Annotated in this window: 16 protein-coding genes; 8 read left to right on the forward strand and 8 right to left on the reverse strand. The window is 69.0% G+C overall.

Annotated features, from left to right (window positions below):
- The first annotated feature begins 902 nt into the window (after positions 1-902).
- Both FB475_RS38135 and FB475_RS18520 read left to right on the forward strand, forming a co-directional pair.
- Positions 903-1,946, forward strand: a complete 1,044-nt coding sequence (locus tag FB475_RS38135) for a PSP1 domain-containing protein (RefSeq protein ID WP_141858055.1) — start codon at positions 903-905, stop codon at positions 1,944-1,946.
- Positions 1,943-3,484, forward strand: coding sequence for an alpha/beta hydrolase (locus FB475_RS18520; protein ID WP_141857476.1), 1,542 nt, complete (start codon positions 1,943-1,945; stop codon positions 3,482-3,484). Before FB475_RS38135 ends, FB475_RS18520 begins: the two co-directional genes overlap by 4 nt.
- Here FB475_RS18520 and FB475_RS18525 read toward each other — a convergent pair.
- Positions 3,481-4,110, reverse strand: coding sequence for a hypothetical protein (locus FB475_RS18525; RefSeq protein WP_141857477.1), 630 nt, complete (start codon positions 4,108-4,110; stop codon positions 3,481-3,483). The two genes, FB475_RS18520 and FB475_RS18525, sit on opposite strands and share 4 nt — an antisense overlap.
- Before the next feature lie 88 nt (positions 4,111-4,198).
- Between FB475_RS18525 and FB475_RS18530 the strand changes: the two genes are divergently transcribed.
- Positions 4,199-4,537: a sterol carrier family protein gene (locus FB475_RS18530; RefSeq protein WP_141858056.1), complete on the forward strand. Its 339-nt coding sequence runs from the start codon at positions 4,199-4,201 to the stop codon at positions 4,535-4,537.
- 45 nt (positions 4,538-4,582) lie between these two features.
- Here the strand turns inward: FB475_RS18530 and FB475_RS18535 are convergent, their stop codons facing one another.
- Positions 4,583-5,356, reverse strand: coding sequence for a curculin (mannose-binding) lectin (locus FB475_RS18535; protein WP_141857478.1), 774 nt, complete (start codon positions 5,354-5,356; stop codon positions 4,583-4,585).
- Positions 5,357-5,542: 186 nt separating this feature from the next.
- On the opposite strand from FB475_RS18535, the gene FB475_RS18540 reads away from it, so the two are divergent.
- Both FB475_RS18540 and FB475_RS18545 read left to right on the forward strand, forming a co-directional pair.
- On the forward strand, positions 5,543-6,829 hold the full coding sequence (locus tag FB475_RS18540; RefSeq protein WP_141857479.1) for an MFS transporter: 1,287 nt from the start codon (positions 5,543-5,545) through the stop codon (positions 6,827-6,829).
- 13 nt (positions 6,830-6,842) lie between these two features.
- Complete coding sequence (locus tag FB475_RS18545) at positions 6,843-7,796, forward strand: hypothetical protein (protein WP_141857480.1); 954 nt, start codon at positions 6,843-6,845, stop codon at positions 7,794-7,796.
- Here the strand turns inward: FB475_RS18545 and pdxR are convergent.
- Positions 7,738-9,252, reverse strand: a complete 1,515-nt coding sequence (gene pdxR, locus FB475_RS18550) for a MocR-like pyridoxine biosynthesis transcription factor PdxR (protein WP_141857481.1) — start codon at positions 9,250-9,252, stop codon at positions 7,738-7,740. The two genes, FB475_RS18545 and pdxR, sit on opposite strands and share 59 nt — an antisense overlap.
- 28 nt (positions 9,253-9,280) lie before the next feature.
- Between pdxR and FB475_RS18555 the strand changes: the two genes are divergently transcribed.
- From FB475_RS18555 to FB475_RS18560, 3 genes are read left to right on the forward strand one after another with little or no spacing between them, the layout of a single operon-like run.
- Positions 9,281-10,075 carry a methyltransferase gene (locus tag FB475_RS18555; RefSeq protein ID WP_141857482.1) on the forward strand — a complete coding sequence of 265 codons (795 nt, stop codon included), beginning with the start codon at positions 9,281-9,283 and terminating at the stop codon, positions 10,073-10,075.
- On the forward strand, positions 10,072-10,212 hold the full coding sequence (locus tag FB475_RS36845) for a hypothetical protein (protein WP_185759300.1): 141 nt from the start codon (positions 10,072-10,074) through the stop codon (positions 10,210-10,212). The genes FB475_RS18555 and FB475_RS36845 overlap by 4 nt, the downstream gene beginning before the upstream one ends.
- 20 nt (positions 10,213-10,232) lie before the next feature.
- Positions 10,233-11,726 carry a CYTH and CHAD domain-containing protein gene (locus FB475_RS18560; protein WP_141857483.1) on the forward strand — a complete coding sequence of 498 codons (1,494 nt, stop codon included), beginning with the start codon at positions 10,233-10,235 and terminating at the stop codon, positions 11,724-11,726.
- A 105-nt stretch (positions 11,727-11,831) separates the two neighbouring features.
- Here the strand turns inward: FB475_RS18560 and FB475_RS18565 are convergent, their stop codons facing one another.
- From FB475_RS18565 to FB475_RS18585, 5 genes are all read right to left on the reverse strand, one after another.
- Positions 11,832-13,460, reverse strand: a complete 1,629-nt coding sequence (locus FB475_RS18565; RefSeq protein WP_141858057.1) for a sodium:solute symporter family transporter — start codon at positions 13,458-13,460, stop codon at positions 11,832-11,834.
- A gap of 11 nt (positions 13,461-13,471) precedes the next feature.
- Positions 13,472-13,807, reverse strand: coding sequence for a DUF485 domain-containing protein (locus tag FB475_RS18570; protein ID WP_141857484.1), 336 nt, complete (start codon positions 13,805-13,807; stop codon positions 13,472-13,474).
- A gap of 175 nt (positions 13,808-13,982) precedes the next feature.
- Entirely contained in the window at positions 13,983-15,521 is a 1,539-nt protein-coding gene (locus FB475_RS18575; RefSeq protein ID WP_141857485.1) for a sodium/solute symporter, read from the reverse strand.
- A gap of 2 nt (positions 15,522-15,523) precedes the next feature.
- Positions 15,524-15,904 carry a hypothetical protein gene (locus FB475_RS18580; RefSeq protein ID WP_141857486.1) on the reverse strand — a complete coding sequence of 127 codons (381 nt, stop codon included), beginning with the start codon at positions 15,902-15,904 and terminating at the stop codon, positions 15,524-15,526.
- Positions 15,901-16,635 carry a LytR/AlgR family response regulator transcription factor gene (locus FB475_RS18585; protein ID WP_141857487.1) on the reverse strand — a complete coding sequence of 245 codons (735 nt, stop codon included), beginning with the start codon at positions 16,633-16,635 and terminating at the stop codon, positions 15,901-15,903. Before FB475_RS18585 ends, FB475_RS18580 begins: the two co-directional genes overlap by 4 nt.
- Between the last annotated feature and the right edge of the window lie 7 nt (positions 16,636-16,642).

A 16,642-nucleotide genomic window follows, 5' to 3' on the forward strand; every position in this document is an offset into this window, starting at 1 on the left:
CCCGAAGCATCACCTTCCGGCTACCGCCGGGGTTTACGGCTTGCGCCGCGGGTTTCCGGCTACCGCCGGGCGTTTGCGGCTTGCGCCGCGGGTTTCCGGCTACCGCCGGGTGTTTGCGGCTACCGCCGCGGGGTTGCCGGCTGCCGCCGGCTTATTTGCGAGCTGGCGCTCGCGTGCGACTGCTAGGTCAGCGCCCTCCGACACTGGAGCGGTGTGACATGGACCGGGCGACGCCGAAGCGGACCGGCTCTTGGTACGCCTATGAGGCCTCCATTCGTCGGAGGGTTCGCGAGCTGACGAACTCCATGAGCCATCGAGCGGGACGCAGCGCCCAGTGACCACCAGCCCCGTCGGCACGTCGGACAACTTCACATGGTCATCCAGGGTGCCCACTTGGCACCGTCCGCGCTCCGGGGCGAAGCGCCGGGGACCGGGAAGAGGTAATGGCATCTTCCCGGTCCCCGGCGGGGGTGCTCAGTGGTGTGCGGATCTTGTCGTTCAGGATCGGCATCTGATCGCGGCATCGCTGTCCGCGACGGCAACGCATCTACGCTTGCGGCGGGAGCGGAAACGCCTGGCGTGGCCTGGAGTCCCCGCGGGAGCCGGAATTCCCCGGCGGGGCCTGGGGTCCCCCGGGCGGGGCCTGGGGTCCCCCGGGCGGGGCCTGGAGTCCCCCGGCGGGAGCCGGAAACCCGCGGCGGCAGCCGCAATCCTCGTGGCGGCAGCCGCAGTCCCGGCGGGAGCCGGAAGCGAATGGTCCGGGCGTTAAGCCCGGGGTGGGTGGGAGTGCGTGGAGCGGGCGCGTTGAGGAGCGGAGCGACGAAGTTAGCGCCTGCGGAGCGTGCGTGGGGTGCTTGTGTGGGGCGGGGGTGGACGTCGGGAAGTAGTCTGGCGGCGTGGGTATGGTGATGGCGGTGTCGTTCGAGCGGTATGGGCGGCTTTATTACCTTGATCCGGGGGAGTTTCGGCCTCGGGTGGGGGACAAGGTGCTGGTGCCTACTGACGACGGGCCTGAGGTTGCGGAGTGTGTTTGGGCGCCGCAGTTCGTGACCGAGGAGGTCGGCGGGCTGCCCTTGTGCGCCGGGATCGCGAGTGCGGGCGATCTGGAGCGGGACGAGCAGAATCGGCAGCGGCGGGCGGATGCCCGGGTGATCGCGAAGCGGACGATCCGGCAGCACGGGTTGCCGATGAAGGTGGTCGGGATCGACTTCGTCGACCGGCGGGCGGATATCGACCAGTTGGTGATCGTGTACTTCTCGGCGCCGCACCGGGTGGATTTCCGGGAGCTGGTACGGGATCTGGCGCGGGCGTTGCGGGCGCGGATCGAGTTGCGGCAGGTGGGGGCGCGGGACGAGGCGCGGTTGCAGGGCGGGATCGGGCCGTGTGGGCGGGACCTGTGCTGCGCGACGTTCCTGAAGGACTTCGAGCCGGTCAGTGTGCGGATGGCGAAGGACCAGGACCTGCCGCTGAACCCGTTGAAGATCTCCGGTGCGTGCGGACGGTTGATGTGCTGCCTGAAGTACGAGCACCCGTTGTACCAGGAGTTCAACGCGAAGGCCCCGCAGGTCGGAACCGCGGTGGAGACCCCCGCGGGTGATGGAGTGGTGGTCGGGCACAACGTTCCGAGCGACACCGTGGTGGTGCGGCTGGCGGCGTCGGGCCGGCGGTGTGCGTGCAGCCGGGCGGACGTGTGTTCGCCGCGGCAGCAGTACGAGGCCTCCAGTACGACGACCCCGGACGCCGCACCCGTAGTACCCCAAGCACCAGCAACCGCCCAAGCACCAGCCACCGCCGAAGCAGCAGTACGGCCGCTCGAACAAGCCCCGCCGGCAGCAGACGCACTGCCGGTAGAAGATGCAGCGCCGGCGGCGGAAGAGCGCCGGACGAGGAAGCCGCGCCGGCGTCGCCGGTTGCGCCATGACGACGAGGGAGAAACCCCGCAGTGAGATTCCGCAGGTCGACCGTACTGGTGGCAGCTCTTGCGGTCCTGGCGAGCGGATGTGGGGTGGCCAGCCGCGCCCAGAGCGCGGGTGGCGGCGCGGAGGTGCCCAACGTCGGCGGCAATCCGCCGAGCGGACCGGTCGGGCCGATCCCGGCGGGGCTGGAGAAGTTCTACCAGCAGCGGCCGGACTGGGAACGCTGCGGTTCGAACCAGCAGTGCGCGACGATCGTCGTACCGCTGGACTACACCAAGCCGGCCGGTCAGACGATCGAGCTGCGGGCCCGCAAGGTGCTCGCGAAGGACCGTGGCGGGCGGATCGGCACGCTGTTCATCAATCCGGGCGGCCCGGGCGCTTCCGGGCAGGAGTTCGCCGCGCAGGCGCCGATGCTGTTCGGGGCCTCGTTGCTGCGGAAGTTCGACATCATCGGCTGGGACCCGCGCGGGGTGGGCGAGTCGACGCCGGTGAAGTGCCTGGACACCGCGCAGTTGGACGCGATGATCGCGGCGGACGGCAGCCCGGACACCCCGGCCGAGGTCGCGGACCTGGACCAGCAGTCGAAGACGTTCGCGGCCGGCTGCGAGAAGCGGTCCGGCCCGCTGCTGCCGCACGTGAACACCAAGGACGCGGCCCGCGACATCGACGTACTGCGGGGGATCGTCGGCGACCCGCAGCTGTACTACCTCGGCATGTCGTACGGCACGTACCTCGGGGCGACGTACGCCGAGGAGTTCCCGAAGAACGTCGGCCGGATGGTCCTGGACGGCGCGGTCGACCCGGCGATCACGACCGAGCAGATGGGGATCGCGCAGGCGAAGGGCTTCGACAAGGCGCTGGACGCGTTCGCGGAGGACTGCGCGCAGCGGTCCTGCAAGCTCGGCAGCAGCAAGAACGAGGTGCTCGCGAAGGTCGACCAGCTGATCAAGGACAGCGACGCGCACCCGCTGCCGGGGGACGGGCAGCGCCAGGTCACCCAGGCTCTGGTCGTGCTCGGCATCGTCTACCCGTTGTATCTGAAGGACTTCTGGCCGCGCCTCGAGGACGCTGTCGCCGACGGTCTCGCCGGGAACGGAGCGCGGCTGCTCGCACTCGCGGACGAGTACACCGACCGCAAGCCGTCCGGGTACGCCGACAACTCGAACGAAGTTCAGATCGCGGTGAACTGCAGCGACCACCCGGACGCCACGTCGATCGCGCAGATCCAGGCGAGCCTGCCGACGTTCAAGGCGGCGTCGCCGCGGTTCGGTGAGTTCATGGCGTGGTCGTCGACGGCGTGCATGAACTGGCCGGTGAAGCCGACGAACACGCCGCACCCGATCAAGGCGGCCGGTTCGAAGCCGATCATGGTGCTCGGTACGACGCGCGACCCGGCGACGCCGTACGAGTGGGCGGTCGGCCTGGCGCACGAGCTGCAGAACGGCATCCTGGTGACGCGGGACGGCGACGGTCACACGGCGTACCTGTCCGGCAACAGCTGCGTGAAGAACGTCGTCGAGAGCTACCTGGTCCAGGGCAACACGCCCGCAGCCGACATCAAGTGCTAGTTGGGGCGGGTATCACCAGGGTTGACCGGGACCTTGAGGGTGTCGATCGCGTGCTGGAGGACGGCGCGCAGGCCGGCCTCGTCCTGGGGGCGGCCGCCGACGGTGATCTCGACGGCTGAGGTCCGCCCGCCGTCGAGCGAGATCCAGCGCGACAGGCCCATCCGCGGCCCGCGGGTCTGGTCGACGTAGGTGTAGACGAGCAGGCCGTTGTCGCGGCTCATCACCTGCAGGTCCTTCTCGTCGATGCTGCGCACGCGGAGCTGCACCAGCTCGTCCGGGCTCTGCTTGCTGCCCCGGGTGTCGAACCGGATCTGCCAGACACCGGTCGGGTCGAGGAACTTCGGCCGGGTGCCGCTCTGCGCGCTCTTCCAGCCGGCCGGGACCTCGGCGGACACCGGGTCGTTGTCGGTGCCGAAGTTCTGTACGACGTACTGCAAGCCGTCGGCCTGGAGACCGTCGCCGTGCCGCGGCGTACTGGAAGGACTCGGACTGACGATGCCCACCGGCGTGTCGTGCGCTGTGAACGGGTTGCCGCCGTTGACGGCGACGACCGTGCCGAAGGCCACTACACCGACGGTCATCCCCGCCAGTGTCATCAGCAGCGCCTGGTGCCTGGGCGTGAGCATCCCGACCTCGCTTCCTCTCTCCGCGCCGATTATCCCCGACGAGAGGGGCGTCACCGCAAACCGCCGCGTACGCTGGCACGTCGTGGAGATGTCCGACACCGCTTTCCAGCAGGCTTTACAGCGCTACGACGACGGTACGGCGGAACGCGCCGAATTGAAGCTGCTCACGAAGACCCTGCTGAACCGCCTGGTCGCGAAGGCGCCAGGCCACGCGGTGGAGGTACGGATCCCGCCGTACGGCGCCGTGCAGTGCATCGAGGGACCGCGGCACACCCGCGGTACGCCTGGTGCCGTGATCGAGATGCCGCCGGAGTTGTGGATCGACGTCGCGCTCGGCCGCGTGACCTGGGCCGAGGCCCGGCTGACCGGCAAACTCCGCGCCAGCGGCGAACGCACCGATCTGAGCGGTCTGCTGCCCTTGACGTGACAGGGCCGCGGCACTCCCCTGCAGTGCCGCGGCCCGGTGGCTCGATCAGTGCGCCGACGTGGACCAGATCGCAGTACGGCCGTACACGATCACCAAACGCCCGTCGTCGCGCAACTGCAGCACGGCGCCGTGACGGATCGTCTTGCTGGACCACAGCGGTCGCTTGGCCGCGCTGTAGACGACCAGGTTGCCGTCGGTCTGCATGACCGCGAACGCGCCCTTGCTGCTGGTCCTGGTCGACCAGACCGGCGTCTTGCCGTTCTTGACCAGCACGAGGTTGCCGTCGGTCTGCATCTGCAGGCGGAACACCCGGCTCGGCGAGAACAGCATGTCGTACGGGTTCAGCAGCCGGCCCGAGCCGAGTGTGCCGATCACCATGTGCCGGTACCAGACCGGCTTCTTGCGGGTGTTGTAGATGACCAGGTTGGAGTCGTTCTGCACGGCCAGGAACGCGCCGGTGCTGCCCGCGGTGTTGCTCGCCCAGACCACGGTCCGGCCGGAGACGACAACCAGGTTGCCGTTGCGCTGCATGATCAGGCTCGAGGCCTTGCGGTTCGTCACGGTCGACCAGAGCGCGGTACGGCCCTTGTACAGCACCGCGTTGCCGTCGGTCTGCATGATGAGCGTGTACATACCGTTCTGCGAGCGCCGGTACTGGCCGGGCTTCAGGTACTCGCCGGACTTCAGCACGTCCGAGACCGCGGTGGTCGTCGTAGGTGCGGCGCTTGCGGTCGACGGAACAAGCAGGGTGGCACCCGCAGCCGCGCTTACGGCGAGCGTGGCGAGCAGCCGGGTGCCGGCCGACTTGATCGAGATCATGCGGTGTTCTCCGATTCCCGAGATTCGGCCGGGGTTTGCCGGCCTCCGAGATTGACGCCCTGGGCAACCAATCGGTTGTCACGCTAGGACGGCGCCGGGTCGCTTCCGGATCCATTCGATCCTGGTCGAAAGGCTCGGCCGGATATCAGGTTCGTCCGGAGTGGTCGGACCTGTCACCATGTTGCGGTGGCAGTAAGTCTTCGTACGCGGCTTGCCCGGTTGCGTGTCGACCTGACCCCGTGGCGTGGTTCCCGCGATTTCCGCATCCTGCTGGTCGCGGGCTCGGTCTTCTTCCTCGGCGGCATGGTCGGGTACGTCGCCCTGCCCTACCAGCTGTACCAGTTGACCGGATCGAACTTCGCGGTCGGCGCGATGGGCCTGGTGACGATCGTCCCGCTGATCGTGTTCGGCCTGTACGGCGGTGCGCTCGCGGATCACGTGGAACGCCGCAAACTGCTGGTCGGGACCGGGATCGCCCAGGTGGTGATCTCCGCGCTGATGGTCGCGAACACGCTGCTCGCGCATCCGCAGGTCTGGCTGATCTACGTCTGCGGCGCACTGAACGCGGTCGCGTCGTCGCTGCAGCGCCCGAGCCGCGAGGCGCTGCTCCCGCGGGTGGTGAAGCACGCGGAGATCCCGGCCGCGGTCGCGCTGAGCTCGCTGACGTCCCAGGTCGGACAGCTCGCCGGCCCCGCGCTGGGCGGTGTACTGGTCGGTTCGGTGGGCGTGACCTGGGCGTTCTCGGTCGAACTGGCCGGGATCGTGTTCGCGACGCTGCTGTACGCGCGGCTCGGGTCGTACCGCTCCCGCGAGCAGACCACGGCGCCGAGTCTGCGGGCGATCGGCGGCGGGATCGTGTACGCGTTCCGGCGCAAGGACCTGCTGGCGACGTACCTGGTCGACATGGTCGGGATGTTCCTGGCGATGCCGATCGTGCTGTTCCCGGCGTTCGCGACGGTCGTTCTGAAGGAACCGAAGCTGCTCGGGCTGCTCTACAGCGCCGAGGCGATCGGGGCGATGTGCGCCTCGCTGACCAGCGGCTGGGCGAAACACGTGCACCACCAGGGCCGGGCCGTGGTGCTCGCGACGATGGGCTGGGGCGCCGCGGTCGGGATCGCCGGGCTGGCGCCGAACATCTGGTTCGCGATCGGGTTCTTCGCGCTCGCCGGCGCCTGCGACATGGTCTCGGTGCTGTTCCGCTCGGTGATCTGGAACCAGACCATCCCGGACGAGATGCGCGGCCGGCTGGCCGGGATCGAGATGCTCGGCTACTCGCTCGGCCCGCTCGGCGGTCAGGCGCGGTCCGGCCTGGTCGCCGACCTGACGACGGTCCGGACCTCGATCGTCAGCGGCGGCATCCTGTGCGTCGCCGGCGTGATCGCGACCTCGATCTGGTTGCGCGAGTTCTGGCGGTACGACGCCCGCACCGACGAACACGCCGTCCGCGAAAGGGAGCTCCGCGCCGCGAGTTAGAGTTCCAGCCATCATGCGTATCTTCATCGCCGCCGGGCTGGCCGTCGTACTGCTTGCGGGCTGCGGTGGGGTCGGGCAGGAGACCGCGCCGAGCGTGCCGCCGCTGGTGTCGGTGAGCTCGCTGGACACCCCGTCGGCGACCCCCTCGGAGACGCCGACGCCGACCGCGTCGGCGACGCCCGCGGAGACCGTGTGCATGAAGCTCGACCTCGAGCTGGTCCGGACCACGCTCGCCGTACCGGCGGTGGACATCCAGACCAAGGCGACGCCGACCGATTTCGGCATCCCGACGTACGACGTGTGTCAGCTGACGCTCAGCAACGTCCCGAACGGTCCCGTGCTGAACGTCGAGACCTCGGTGCTGCCCGCGACCGCGGCGACGCTGGCCGCGACTCGGAAGGCGTACAAGGGTGAGCCGGTCAAGTCCGCGGTCGTCGGTGAAGGCGGCTACGGGGCGAGCACGTTCGTGGTGTTCCTGCTCGGCGGGAGGCTGTACAAGGTCTCCGGCCCGAAGGCCACGCTCGCGAAGTACGTCGTCCTCGCGCAGGAGGTCGCGCGGCAGGCGACGTCCGTTCCGACCGCGGACCCGGTGGTCACGCTGCCGGATTGCGACCGCGGGTCGTCCGCGGCCGAGAAGGTGCTGGGCGCCCGCCCGACGGCGCGCCGCGACAGCACGTCGGCTGCGGGTGACCCGATCTGCGGCTGGCTGACCGCGACGAGCGTGCTGACCACCTCGGTACGGCACACACCGCAGGCGAAGGCACTGATCGCCCCGCTGAGCAAGGCCGCGACCTCGCAGTCGATCCCGTTCGGCGACGAGGGGTACGTCGACACCGCGACCGGCCGCACCACGATCCGGGTCGGCGACGACAAGCTGGTCGACTTCGTCCCGCTGCCGGCGCGCGCGATCAACCCGGACGTGATGACCCAGTTCGCCCTCGCGATGGCGTCGGTCTACACGCGCTGATCGTCGCGATCGCCTCGGTGATCTCCGTCGGAGTGCGGGCGGCGTACCCGAGGACCAGACCGGGCGCGTGCGGGAGCTGACAGTGCCACGAGAGCGGGTGGCACTTCACCCCGGCCTGCAGGGCGGCCGCGGCCAGCGCGGCATCGTCGCCCTCGTCGAACGTGATGGTCAGGTGCAGTCCGGCCGCGGCGCCATGGATGGTTGCGCTGGGCAAATGATTGCGGATCGCGGTGACCATCGCGTCGCGGCGCGTGCGGTGCCGGCGGCGGAGGAACCGCAGTTGACGCTCGAGTTCGCCGGACTCCATCAGGTGCGCGAGCGTGAGCTGCGGGAGCGCGGCGTTGCCCAGATCGGCGAGACGCTTCAGGCCGATCAACTCGTCCTTGTACTGCGGCGGCGCCAGCATCCAGCCGATCCGTAGTGCGGGCGCGAGCAGCTTGGAGACGCTGCCGACGTAGATCACCTGATCCGGGAGCAGCGCGCGGAGTGCGGGTACGGGCGGGCGGTCGTACCGATGCTCGGCGTCGTAGTCGTCCTCGATCACCAGGCCGCCGTCGGTGGCCCACTGGACAAGTTCGCGGCGGCGTTCACCGTCGAGCACCGTGCCGGTCGGGAAGTGGTGCGCGGGCGTGGCCATCACCACGGAAGCGCCGGATTTCCGCAGTACGTCTAACTGCAGGCCGTGGTCGTCGACCGGGATCGGAGGCGTGCGCATGCCCCAGCCCTGGAGGTGCTGACGCGATCCGAGCGAACCCGGGTCCTCGACGGCGATCTCCTGGATGCCGTGCCGGTCGAGCATCTGCGCGACCAGCCCGATCGCCTGGGCGACACCGGCGACGATGATCAGGTCCTCCGGGTCGGCAGCGATCCCGCGGTACCGCGCCAGCCAACCGGCCACCGCCTGGCGGAGCGCCGGGGTCCCGGCGGGGTCGCCGTACCCGAACTCGGCCGCCGCGAGGTCCGTGAGCACCGCCCGTTCGGCGCGCAACCAGGCCGTTCGAGGGAAGGCCGCGAGGTCCGGCACACCGGGCGTGAGATCGATGCGGGACGGGGTGGATCGCAGGCTGTCGAAGATCTCGAGGTCGTCTGCAGGTCGAGAGGAGCTGTCGGTGATGCGCCGCGGGTCAGGCGTACGTCCGCGACCAGTTGTCGAACGGTCGGCGATCGGGACGGCGACGACGACCGTCCCGGCGCGGCCGCGCCCGGCGACCTGGCCGTCCTCGGTCAGGCGTTGGTACGACTCGGTGACGACGCCGCGGGAGATGCCCAGGTCGGTGGCCAGCGTGCGGGTCGACGGCAGCCGGGCGCCGACCGGGAGGTGGCCGTTCGAGATCGCGGTCCGGAGCCGGTCGGTCAGCCAGTCCGCGAGCCTGCCGGGCGGCGCCTCGGACGGGTCGAGCTGCAGGAAGTCCGATCCTTTGGACCGACCACTTGTACCCGAATTGGACCTGTTCACAGGACCATTGTGGCGCGACCGTTGAGGTATGGGAACCGACTACGTCCACGGCTACACCCCGGCGGAGACCCGCCGCCTGACCGACCAGGCGGGTACGCTCGCCGACCTGCTGCACGGCGGTACGACGTACCCGCCCGGCAGCCGTGTGCTCGAGGCAGGCTGCGGTGTCGGTGCGCAGACCGTCCAGCTCGTCACCCGCAGCCCGGGCATCGAGCTGGTCTCGATCGACATCTCCGAGGAATCGCTCGCCGAGGCGAAGGCCCGCGTCGCCTCGCTCGGCTCGCCCGTCGACTTCCGGTTGGCGAACCTCTATGAATTGGGCGACGAGAAGGTCGACCATGTCTTCGTCTGCTTCGTCCTCGAACACCTCGCCGATCCCGTCGCCGCGCTTGCCAAGCTCCGGAGTCTGCTCGAGCCGGGCGGCACGATCACGGTCATCGAAGGCGACCACGGCTCTGCCTTCTTCCATCCGCAGAGCCCGCGGGCGCAGGCCGTCATCGACTGCCTTGTCGACCTACAGGCCGCCGCGGGTGGTGACTCGCTGATCGGACGCCGGCTCCAGCCGTTGCTCGAGCAGGCCGGGTACAACGACGTACGAGTGGAGCCGCGCACTGTGTACGCCGACCAGTACCTGCCGCACCTCGTCGACGGGTTCACCCGGAAGACCTTCGTCGCGATGGTCGGATCCGTCCGCGAACGCGCGCTCGCTGCCGGGCTGATGACGCCCGCCGAATGGGCCGCGGGCATCCGTGACCTGTCCAGATCCGCCGAGCCCGGCGGCACCTTTCACTACGCGTTCTTCAAAGGAGTGGGCCGGACATGATCGTGCTGGGGATCCTGGTCGCGGCGATCTGCTGGGGGCTGAACCGCAACCGGCGGCGGCAGCTCCGCCCGACGCGCGGCGGCCCGATCGACCGTGATCTGCAACGATTGATCGACGATCTCAGGGCCTGTTCATGAACGCCTGGTAGACAAGAGGGATGGCCACCACCGAGCAGCTCGAGATCGAGGCGAAGTACGACGTCGACGACAGCGTGATCCTGCCGGCGCTGCACGAGCTGCCCGGGGTCGCGCGGGTCGCGCAACCGGTCGAGCTCGACCTCGAGGCGGTGTACTACGACACCGCCGACCTCGACCTGGTCGCGCGCAAGGTGACGCTGCGCCGACGCACCGGCGGTGAGGACGACGGGTGGCACGTGAAGCTGCCGGTGTCGTCGGGCGAACGGCTCGAGGTGCATCATCCGCTCGACGGTTCCGAGGACGGCGTTCCGATCGACGTCGTCCGTACGGTCCGGGTGCATGTCCGCGACCATCCGCTCGTGCCGGTGGTCACGCTGAAGACGCGGCGGATCGTTCATCGGCTGCTCGACGCCGACGGCGGTGTGCTCGCGGAGGTGGCCGACGACCAGGTGACCGCGACGGTCACCGGCGCTGAGCCGGAGAGCTGGCGCGAGTGGGAGGTCGAGCTCGTCGACGGCGACCGCGCGTTGCTGTCGGCCGCCGGTGACGTGCTGATGCAGGCAGGCGCGCGACCGGCGAGCGGCCCGAGCAAGCTGGCGCGGGCGCTCGGCGATCGGGTCCCGGCGTACGACGCTTTCGAGCTGCCGAAGAAGCCGCTGACGTCGGACCTGTTCCGTGCGTACGCCGGTGCGCAGGTGCAGGCGATCCGCGACCGCGACCCCGAGGTACGCCGGGACGTGCCGGACTCGATCCACAAGTTCCGGGTCGCGACGCGACGGCTCCGCTCGGCGCTGGCGACGTACCGGCCGGTCGTCGACCGCGCCGCCGGGGACCAGTTGCGCGCCGAACTGAAATGGCTGGCCGGCGAACTCGGGACCGCCCGCGACGCCGAGGTCCAGCGCGAACACTTCGCCGCCGAGGTCGCCGAACAACCCGTCGAGCTGGTGATCGGTCGCGTCGCCGGCCGGATCGACGATCATCTCCGTGGTGTCTACCGCGACGGACGGGCCGCCGCCCTGGACGCCCTGGAGAGCCCGCGCTACTTCCGGCTGCTGGACGCGCTCGACGAACTGGTCGCCAAACCCCCGGTGACCGACGGCGACCGCAAGGCCCGCAAGCAGATCGGGGACCTGCTCGCGCACGACTACAAGCGGATGCGCAAGGCGGTCCGTCGTTCCCAGCAGGCGGAGACGGTCGCCGACCAGGACCACGAGCTCCACGAAGTACGCAAGGCCGCGAAGCGCCTGCGGTACGCGGCCGAGTTCGCCGTACCGGTGCTGGGCGACGACGCCACGCAGCTCGCCACCCGAGCCGAGGAAGTCCAGGAAATCCTCGGCGAACACCAGGACTCGGTGGTCTCCCGCACCCTCCTGCACACCCTCGCCCTGGAAGTCTTCGCCGAAGGCGGCAACCCCTTCACCTACGGCCGCCTGCACGCCGCCGAAGAAGCCCGCGGCAACACCTCCCGCGAAGCCTTCTACAAACTCTGGCCCACCCTCGAATTCCGTTTCTGACCAACAGAAGACGGACCCAGCGGGAGGGGGCCGGGTCCGTCTCTGGGGCGGGGGTGGGGCTGTCAGGCAGGTTCGCTTGGGTTCAGCAGGGCCTGCCTGACAGGTTTAGTGGGTGACCGCCTTCTCGGCGCCGGCGCCGGTCAGTGAGCGGACTTCCATTTCGGCGAACTTGTCGACGTCGACCGGCTCCTTGCTGGTGATCGTGCCGAGCCAGCCGAGCAGGAACGCCAGCGGGATCGAGATGATGCCGGGGTTGTCCAGCTGGAACCAGTGGAAGTCGATGCCGGTGTCGGTGATCATCGACAGGCTCTTGCCGGTCTTGGCGTCGACCTTGCCGGAGACGACCGGGCTGAAGACGATCAGGATGATCGTCGAGGCCAGGCCGCCGTAGATGCTCCACAGCGCACCGCGGGTGTTGAACCGCCGCCAGAACAGTGAGTAGAGGATCGTCGGCAGGTTCGCACTGGCCGCGACCGCGAACGCGAGCGCCACCAGGAACGCGATGTTCTGCCCGTTCGCGAAGATGCCGCCGATGATCGCGACGATGCCGATCACGACCGCGGTGTACCGGGCCACCCGGACCTCGCCGTTGCCGCTGATCTGGCCCTTCTTGATGATCTGGCCGTAGATGTCGTGCGCGAACGACGTACTCGCGGTGATCGTCAGCCCGGCCACCACGGCCAGGATGGTCGCGAACGCCACCGCCGAGATGACCCCGAGCAGGACCTCACCACCGAGCTCGTAGGCGAGTAGCGGTGCGGCGGAGTTCGCCTTGCCGGGGGCAGCCTTGATCCGGTCCGGTCCGACGATCGCGGCCGCGCCGTACCCGAGCACCAGCGTGAACAGGTAGAAGATGCCGATGATCCAGATCGCCCAGCTGACGCTGCGGCGCGCTTCCTTCGAGTCCGGCACGGTGTAGAACCGCATCAGCACGTGCGGCAGGCCGGCCGTACCGAGCACCAGCGCGAGCGCGAGCGAGATGAAGTCCAGCTTCGTGACACCGGTGTGGCCGTACTGCAGGCCCGGGCTGAGCAGCTTCTCGCCCGCGGCCGGGCTCTTGTCGACTGCGGCGCCCAGCAACCCGGACAGGTTGAAGGTGTACTTCGCCAGCACCCAGACCGTCATGATCCCGGCGCCGATGACGAGCAGCACGGCCTTGACGATCTGGACCCATGTGGTGCCCTTCATGCCGCCGACGAGCACGTACGTGATCATCAGGATGCCCACGACGGCGATCACGATGCTCTGGCCGGTCTTGCTGTCGACGCCGAGCAGCAGTGCGACCAGACCCCCGGCGCCTGCCATCTGCGCCAGCAGGTAGAAGAAGCAGACGCCGAGGGTCGATATCGCGGCCGCCATCCGGACCGGCCGCTGCTTGAGGCGGAACGACAGTACATCGGCCATCGTGAACCGGCCGGTGTTCCGCAGCAGCTCCGCGACCAGGAGCAGTGCCACCAGCCATGCGACCAGGAAGCCGATCGAGTACAGGAAACCGTCGTACCCGTTCAGCGCGATCGCACCGGCGATGCCGAGGAACGACGCCGCGGACAGGTAGTCGCCGGAGATCGCGATGCCGTTCTGCGGGCCGGTGAAGTTCCGGCCGCCGGCGTAGAAGTCCGCGGCGGTCTTGTTGTTCCGGGATGCCCGGAACACGATGGCCAGCGTCGCCAGCACGAACAGCCCGAAGATCAGGATGTTCACGGTCGGGTTACCTACTGTTGCCAGCGGCAACATCAGCGGGGCGGTCACTGTGGTGCTCCCTCGATCTGGTGACGCAGCTTCTCGGCGTCCGGGTCGATCCGGCGGTCGGCCCAGCGGACGTAGATCATCGTGATCGCGAACGTCGACACGAACTGGCCGAGGCCGAACAGCAGGGCGACGGTGATGTTGCCGCCGATCTTGTGCGACATGAAGCCGTGCGCGTAGTCGGCGAGCAGGACGTAGACGAAGTACCAGACCAGGAACAGTGCGGTCATCGGGAACACGAAGCGGCGGAACCGGCGGCGCAACTCGGAGAAGTCCGGCGACAGCTGGACATCCCGGTACGTCGTCAGGTCCGGATCGCGAGTGGACTCACTCATCGCGGGCCTCCAACGGGGGATCACGCCGGGCGGTATGGAGCCGGCTGGTCCGTACTGTGGCCTGGGTCACTGCCGTGGTGACAGCACCGGCGCGCACCGGTCGCTCAGCGGAGCACACCAGTCGTTCGGTGGATCACTGAAGTGCGACGAACGGTAGGAATCGCACGACGAACGGTCAGCGCGACGGCAGACCGCGGTCCACGTCGACGGCTTCCGGGGTGTGCAGGCGGACCATGCTGCGGGCGGTGCCGGCCGGGATCCGGTCCGGGGTCAGTTTCGAGACCACGACGACAGCGAGGACAGCGAGCGGCATCGTCCACGCGGCCGGCTGGCCGACGAGGGCGCGCGGCCAACCGCCCTGTGGTGCGCCGACCACGTTCACCAGGGCCGCCGCGCTGGCCGCGATCCCGCCGACGACCAGCCCGGCCGCGGCGCCGGTCGTCGACATCCGCCGCCACCAGATCCCGAGGACGAGCAACGGGCAGAACGTCGACGCGGCCAACGCGAACGCGAGCCCGACCGTGTCCGCGAGGCTCAACGCACCGGTCACCGTGAACGCCAGGTACGGCACGATCATCGCGAGCAAGGCCGCGATCCGGAAGCTGTTCACTGCGACGTAGTCGCCGGCCGTCCACCGGTGCAACCGGCTCCGCAGCAGGTCCTGGTCGATCACGCCCGCGATCGCGACTGTCAGCCCCGACGACGTCGACAGGAACGCCGCGAACGCCCCCGCGGCGACGAGCGCCCCGAGCAGATCCCCTGCTGTACCAGGGAAAACTCGTCCGGGCAGCTCGAGTACGACGGTGTCCCCACCGGTGCTCACCAGATCGGGCGCGAACGTCCGGCCGAGTACGGCGTACATCGGGGGAAAGAGGTAGAACAGGCCGAGCAGCGCCAGCACGACCACGGTGGTACGACGGGCCGCGCGGCCGTCGGGGTTGGTGTAGAAGCGAACCAGGACATGCGGAAGGCCCATCGTTCCGAAACAAAGGGCGAGGAGCAACGAGTACGTCGCGTACAACGGGTGGTCGCGGCCGCCCGCTCGCGACAGTGGTTCGGCCCATTCGGCCGCTGCGCCGTGCAGTGAATCCAAGACGCCGGTCGGCTGGTGCCACAGCAGCAGGATGACGAAGATCGGCGCGGCGAGTGCGGTCAGCTTGAGCCAGTACTGGAACGCCTGGACGAACGTGATCGACCGCATCCCGCCCGCGGCCACGTTGATCACCACGATGACCGCCACGACCGCGGCCCCGACCTGTGGTGGTGCGCCCGTGACGGTCTGCACAGCCAGCCCGGCGCCCTGCAGTTGCGGGAGTAGGTAGAGCGTCCCGATACCGACCACGAGTCCCGCGCAGATCCGTCGTACGGCCGCTGACTCGAAACGGGTCTCTGCGAAGTCCGGCAACGTGTACGCACCGGACCGGCGCAGCGGAGCGGCTACGAGAACCAGGAGCATCAGGTAGCCGACGGTGTAGCCCACTGAGAACCACAGCATGTCCGCGCCGTTGACCAGTACAAGCCCTGCGACACCTAGGAAGGACGCGGCGGACAGGTATTCACCACTGATTGCTGACGCGTTCCAGCGCGGTGTGACCGCCCGGCTGGCGACGTAGAAGTCACTGGTAGTCCGAGAGATCCGCAGTCCGAACAGCCCGATGCCGATCGTTGCCAGCACCACCAGGCCGATCGCAGCCACGCTGATCGCGGAGGACATTGCTACTGCCGCCCCACGAACTCGGTGAACTCCGCCTCGATCCGCTCCGCGTTGCGGACGTAGATGCGTGCGGCGACGTACACCACGGGGTACACCAGGATGCCCAGGATGACCCAGGGGAGTGGAAGGCCGAGCACTGCGAGCGTGCGCGTCGGAGGGACCAGCCAGAACAGGAGCGGGATGCTCCCGAGAACGAGCAGTACGCCGCCGATGACGGCCAATGTCAGGCGTAACTGCGACTGGATCAGCGATTGCATGTACACCTGACCGAGCCGGGTCTGCTCGTCGATCTCACGGGTGCCCGTGGGTGTCAGCGGACGACGGGCCGCGCTGGTTCGTGGGCTCGTGACGCGGACCCGCCTCGGTGGTTCGGGCGTGCTCATCGAGAGCGGACCAGGAGGTCGCGGAGTTGGCGGGTGTGCCGGCGGCTGACCGGAAGCCAGTCGTCACCGACCCGGACCGAGCAGCGGCCGCCGTCCACCCGCATCTCGTCCACGTGCTGCAGAGCGACCAGGGTGCTGCGGTGGATCCGCGTGAAGCCCGCGTCGCGCCAGCGTTCCTCCAGCGTGCTCAACGGGATGCGTACGAGGTGAGAGTTCTGGCCGGTGTGCAGGCGAGCGTAGTCGCCCTGGGCTTCGACGTATCGCACTGTGGAGCGCTGGACGAACCTGGTGACGCCCGCGAGCTCTACCGGGATCACCTCGTCCTCTGTCTCGTCCGGTGACTGCAAAGCGGTCGGGGCTCCCTGCGTGACCACGCGACGTACCGCCTCGGCCAGCCGCTCCTGGCGGACCGGCTTCATGACGTAGTCCGTGGCCTCCAGGTCGAACGCCGCGACCGCGTGCTCGTCGTACGCGGTCACGAACACGATCTGCGGCCGGCTGGCGAACTTCGACAGCACCCGCGCCAGGTCGATGCCGTCCAGCCCGGGCATCTTGATGTCGCAGAACACCACGTCCAGGTCGGTGGCCTGCAGGATCTTCAGCGCGTCCGGGCCGTTCGACGCCGTCCTGATCTCGCCGATCCGCGGGTCCTGGCCCAGCAGGTACACCAACTCGGCCAGCGCAGGCTCCTCGTCGTCCGCAACCAGCGCGCGCAGGGGAGAGTCGGCCATAAGGCGA

The organism is Kribbella jejuensis (assembly GCF_006715085.1).
Classification (GTDB): domain Bacteria; phylum Actinomycetota; class Actinomycetes; order Propionibacteriales; family Kribbellaceae; genus Kribbella; species Kribbella jejuensis.

What these genes read in the sequence shown, in the direction of transcription:
- FB475_RS18525 (WP_141857477.1), bottom strand. Translation starts at nt 4,110, where the DNA reads ATGCTCACGCCCAGGCACCAGGCGCTGCTGATGACACTGGCGGGGATG.
- FB475_RS18555 (WP_141857482.1), top strand. Translation starts at nt 9,281, where the DNA reads ATGGGAACCGACTACGTCCACGGCTACACCCCGGCGGAGACCCGCCGC.
- FB475_RS36845 (WP_185759300.1), top strand. Translation starts at nt 10,072, where the DNA reads ATGATCGTGCTGGGGATCCTGGTCGCGGCGATCTGCTGGGGGCTGAAC.
- FB475_RS18585 (WP_141857487.1), bottom strand. Translation starts at nt 16,635, where the DNA reads ATGGCCGACTCTCCCCTGCGCGCGCTGGTTGCGGACGACGAGGAGCCT.
- FB475_RS18580 (WP_141857486.1), bottom strand. Translation starts at nt 15,904, where the DNA reads ATGAGCACGCCCGAACCACCGAGGCGGGTCCGCGTCACGAGCCCACGA.
- FB475_RS38135 (WP_141858055.1), top strand. Translation starts at nt 903, where the DNA reads ATGGTGATGGCGGTGTCGTTCGAGCGGTATGGGCGGCTTTATTACCTT.
- FB475_RS18530 (WP_141858056.1), top strand. Translation starts at nt 4,199, where the DNA reads ATGTCCGACACCGCTTTCCAGCAGGCTTTACAGCGCTACGACGACGGT.
- FB475_RS18570 (WP_141857484.1), bottom strand. Translation starts at nt 13,807, where the DNA reads ATGAGTGAGTCCACTCGCGATCCGGACCTGACGACGTACCGGGATGTC.
- FB475_RS18560 (WP_141857483.1), top strand. Translation starts at nt 10,233, where the DNA reads ATGGCCACCACCGAGCAGCTCGAGATCGAGGCGAAGTACGACGTCGAC.
- FB475_RS18545 (WP_141857480.1), top strand. Translation starts at nt 6,843, where the DNA reads ATGCGTATCTTCATCGCCGCCGGGCTGGCCGTCGTACTGCTTGCGGGC.
- FB475_RS18575 (WP_141857485.1), bottom strand. Translation starts at nt 15,521, where the DNA reads ATGTCCTCCGCGATCAGCGTGGCTGCGATCGGCCTGGTGGTGCTGGCA.
- FB475_RS18535 (WP_141857478.1), bottom strand. Translation starts at nt 5,356, where the DNA reads ATGATCTCGATCAAGTCGGCCGGCACCCGGCTGCTCGCCACGCTCGCC.
- FB475_RS18565 (WP_141858057.1), bottom strand. Translation starts at nt 13,460, where the DNA reads ATGTTGCCGCTGGCAACAGTAGGTAACCCGACCGTGAACATCCTGATC.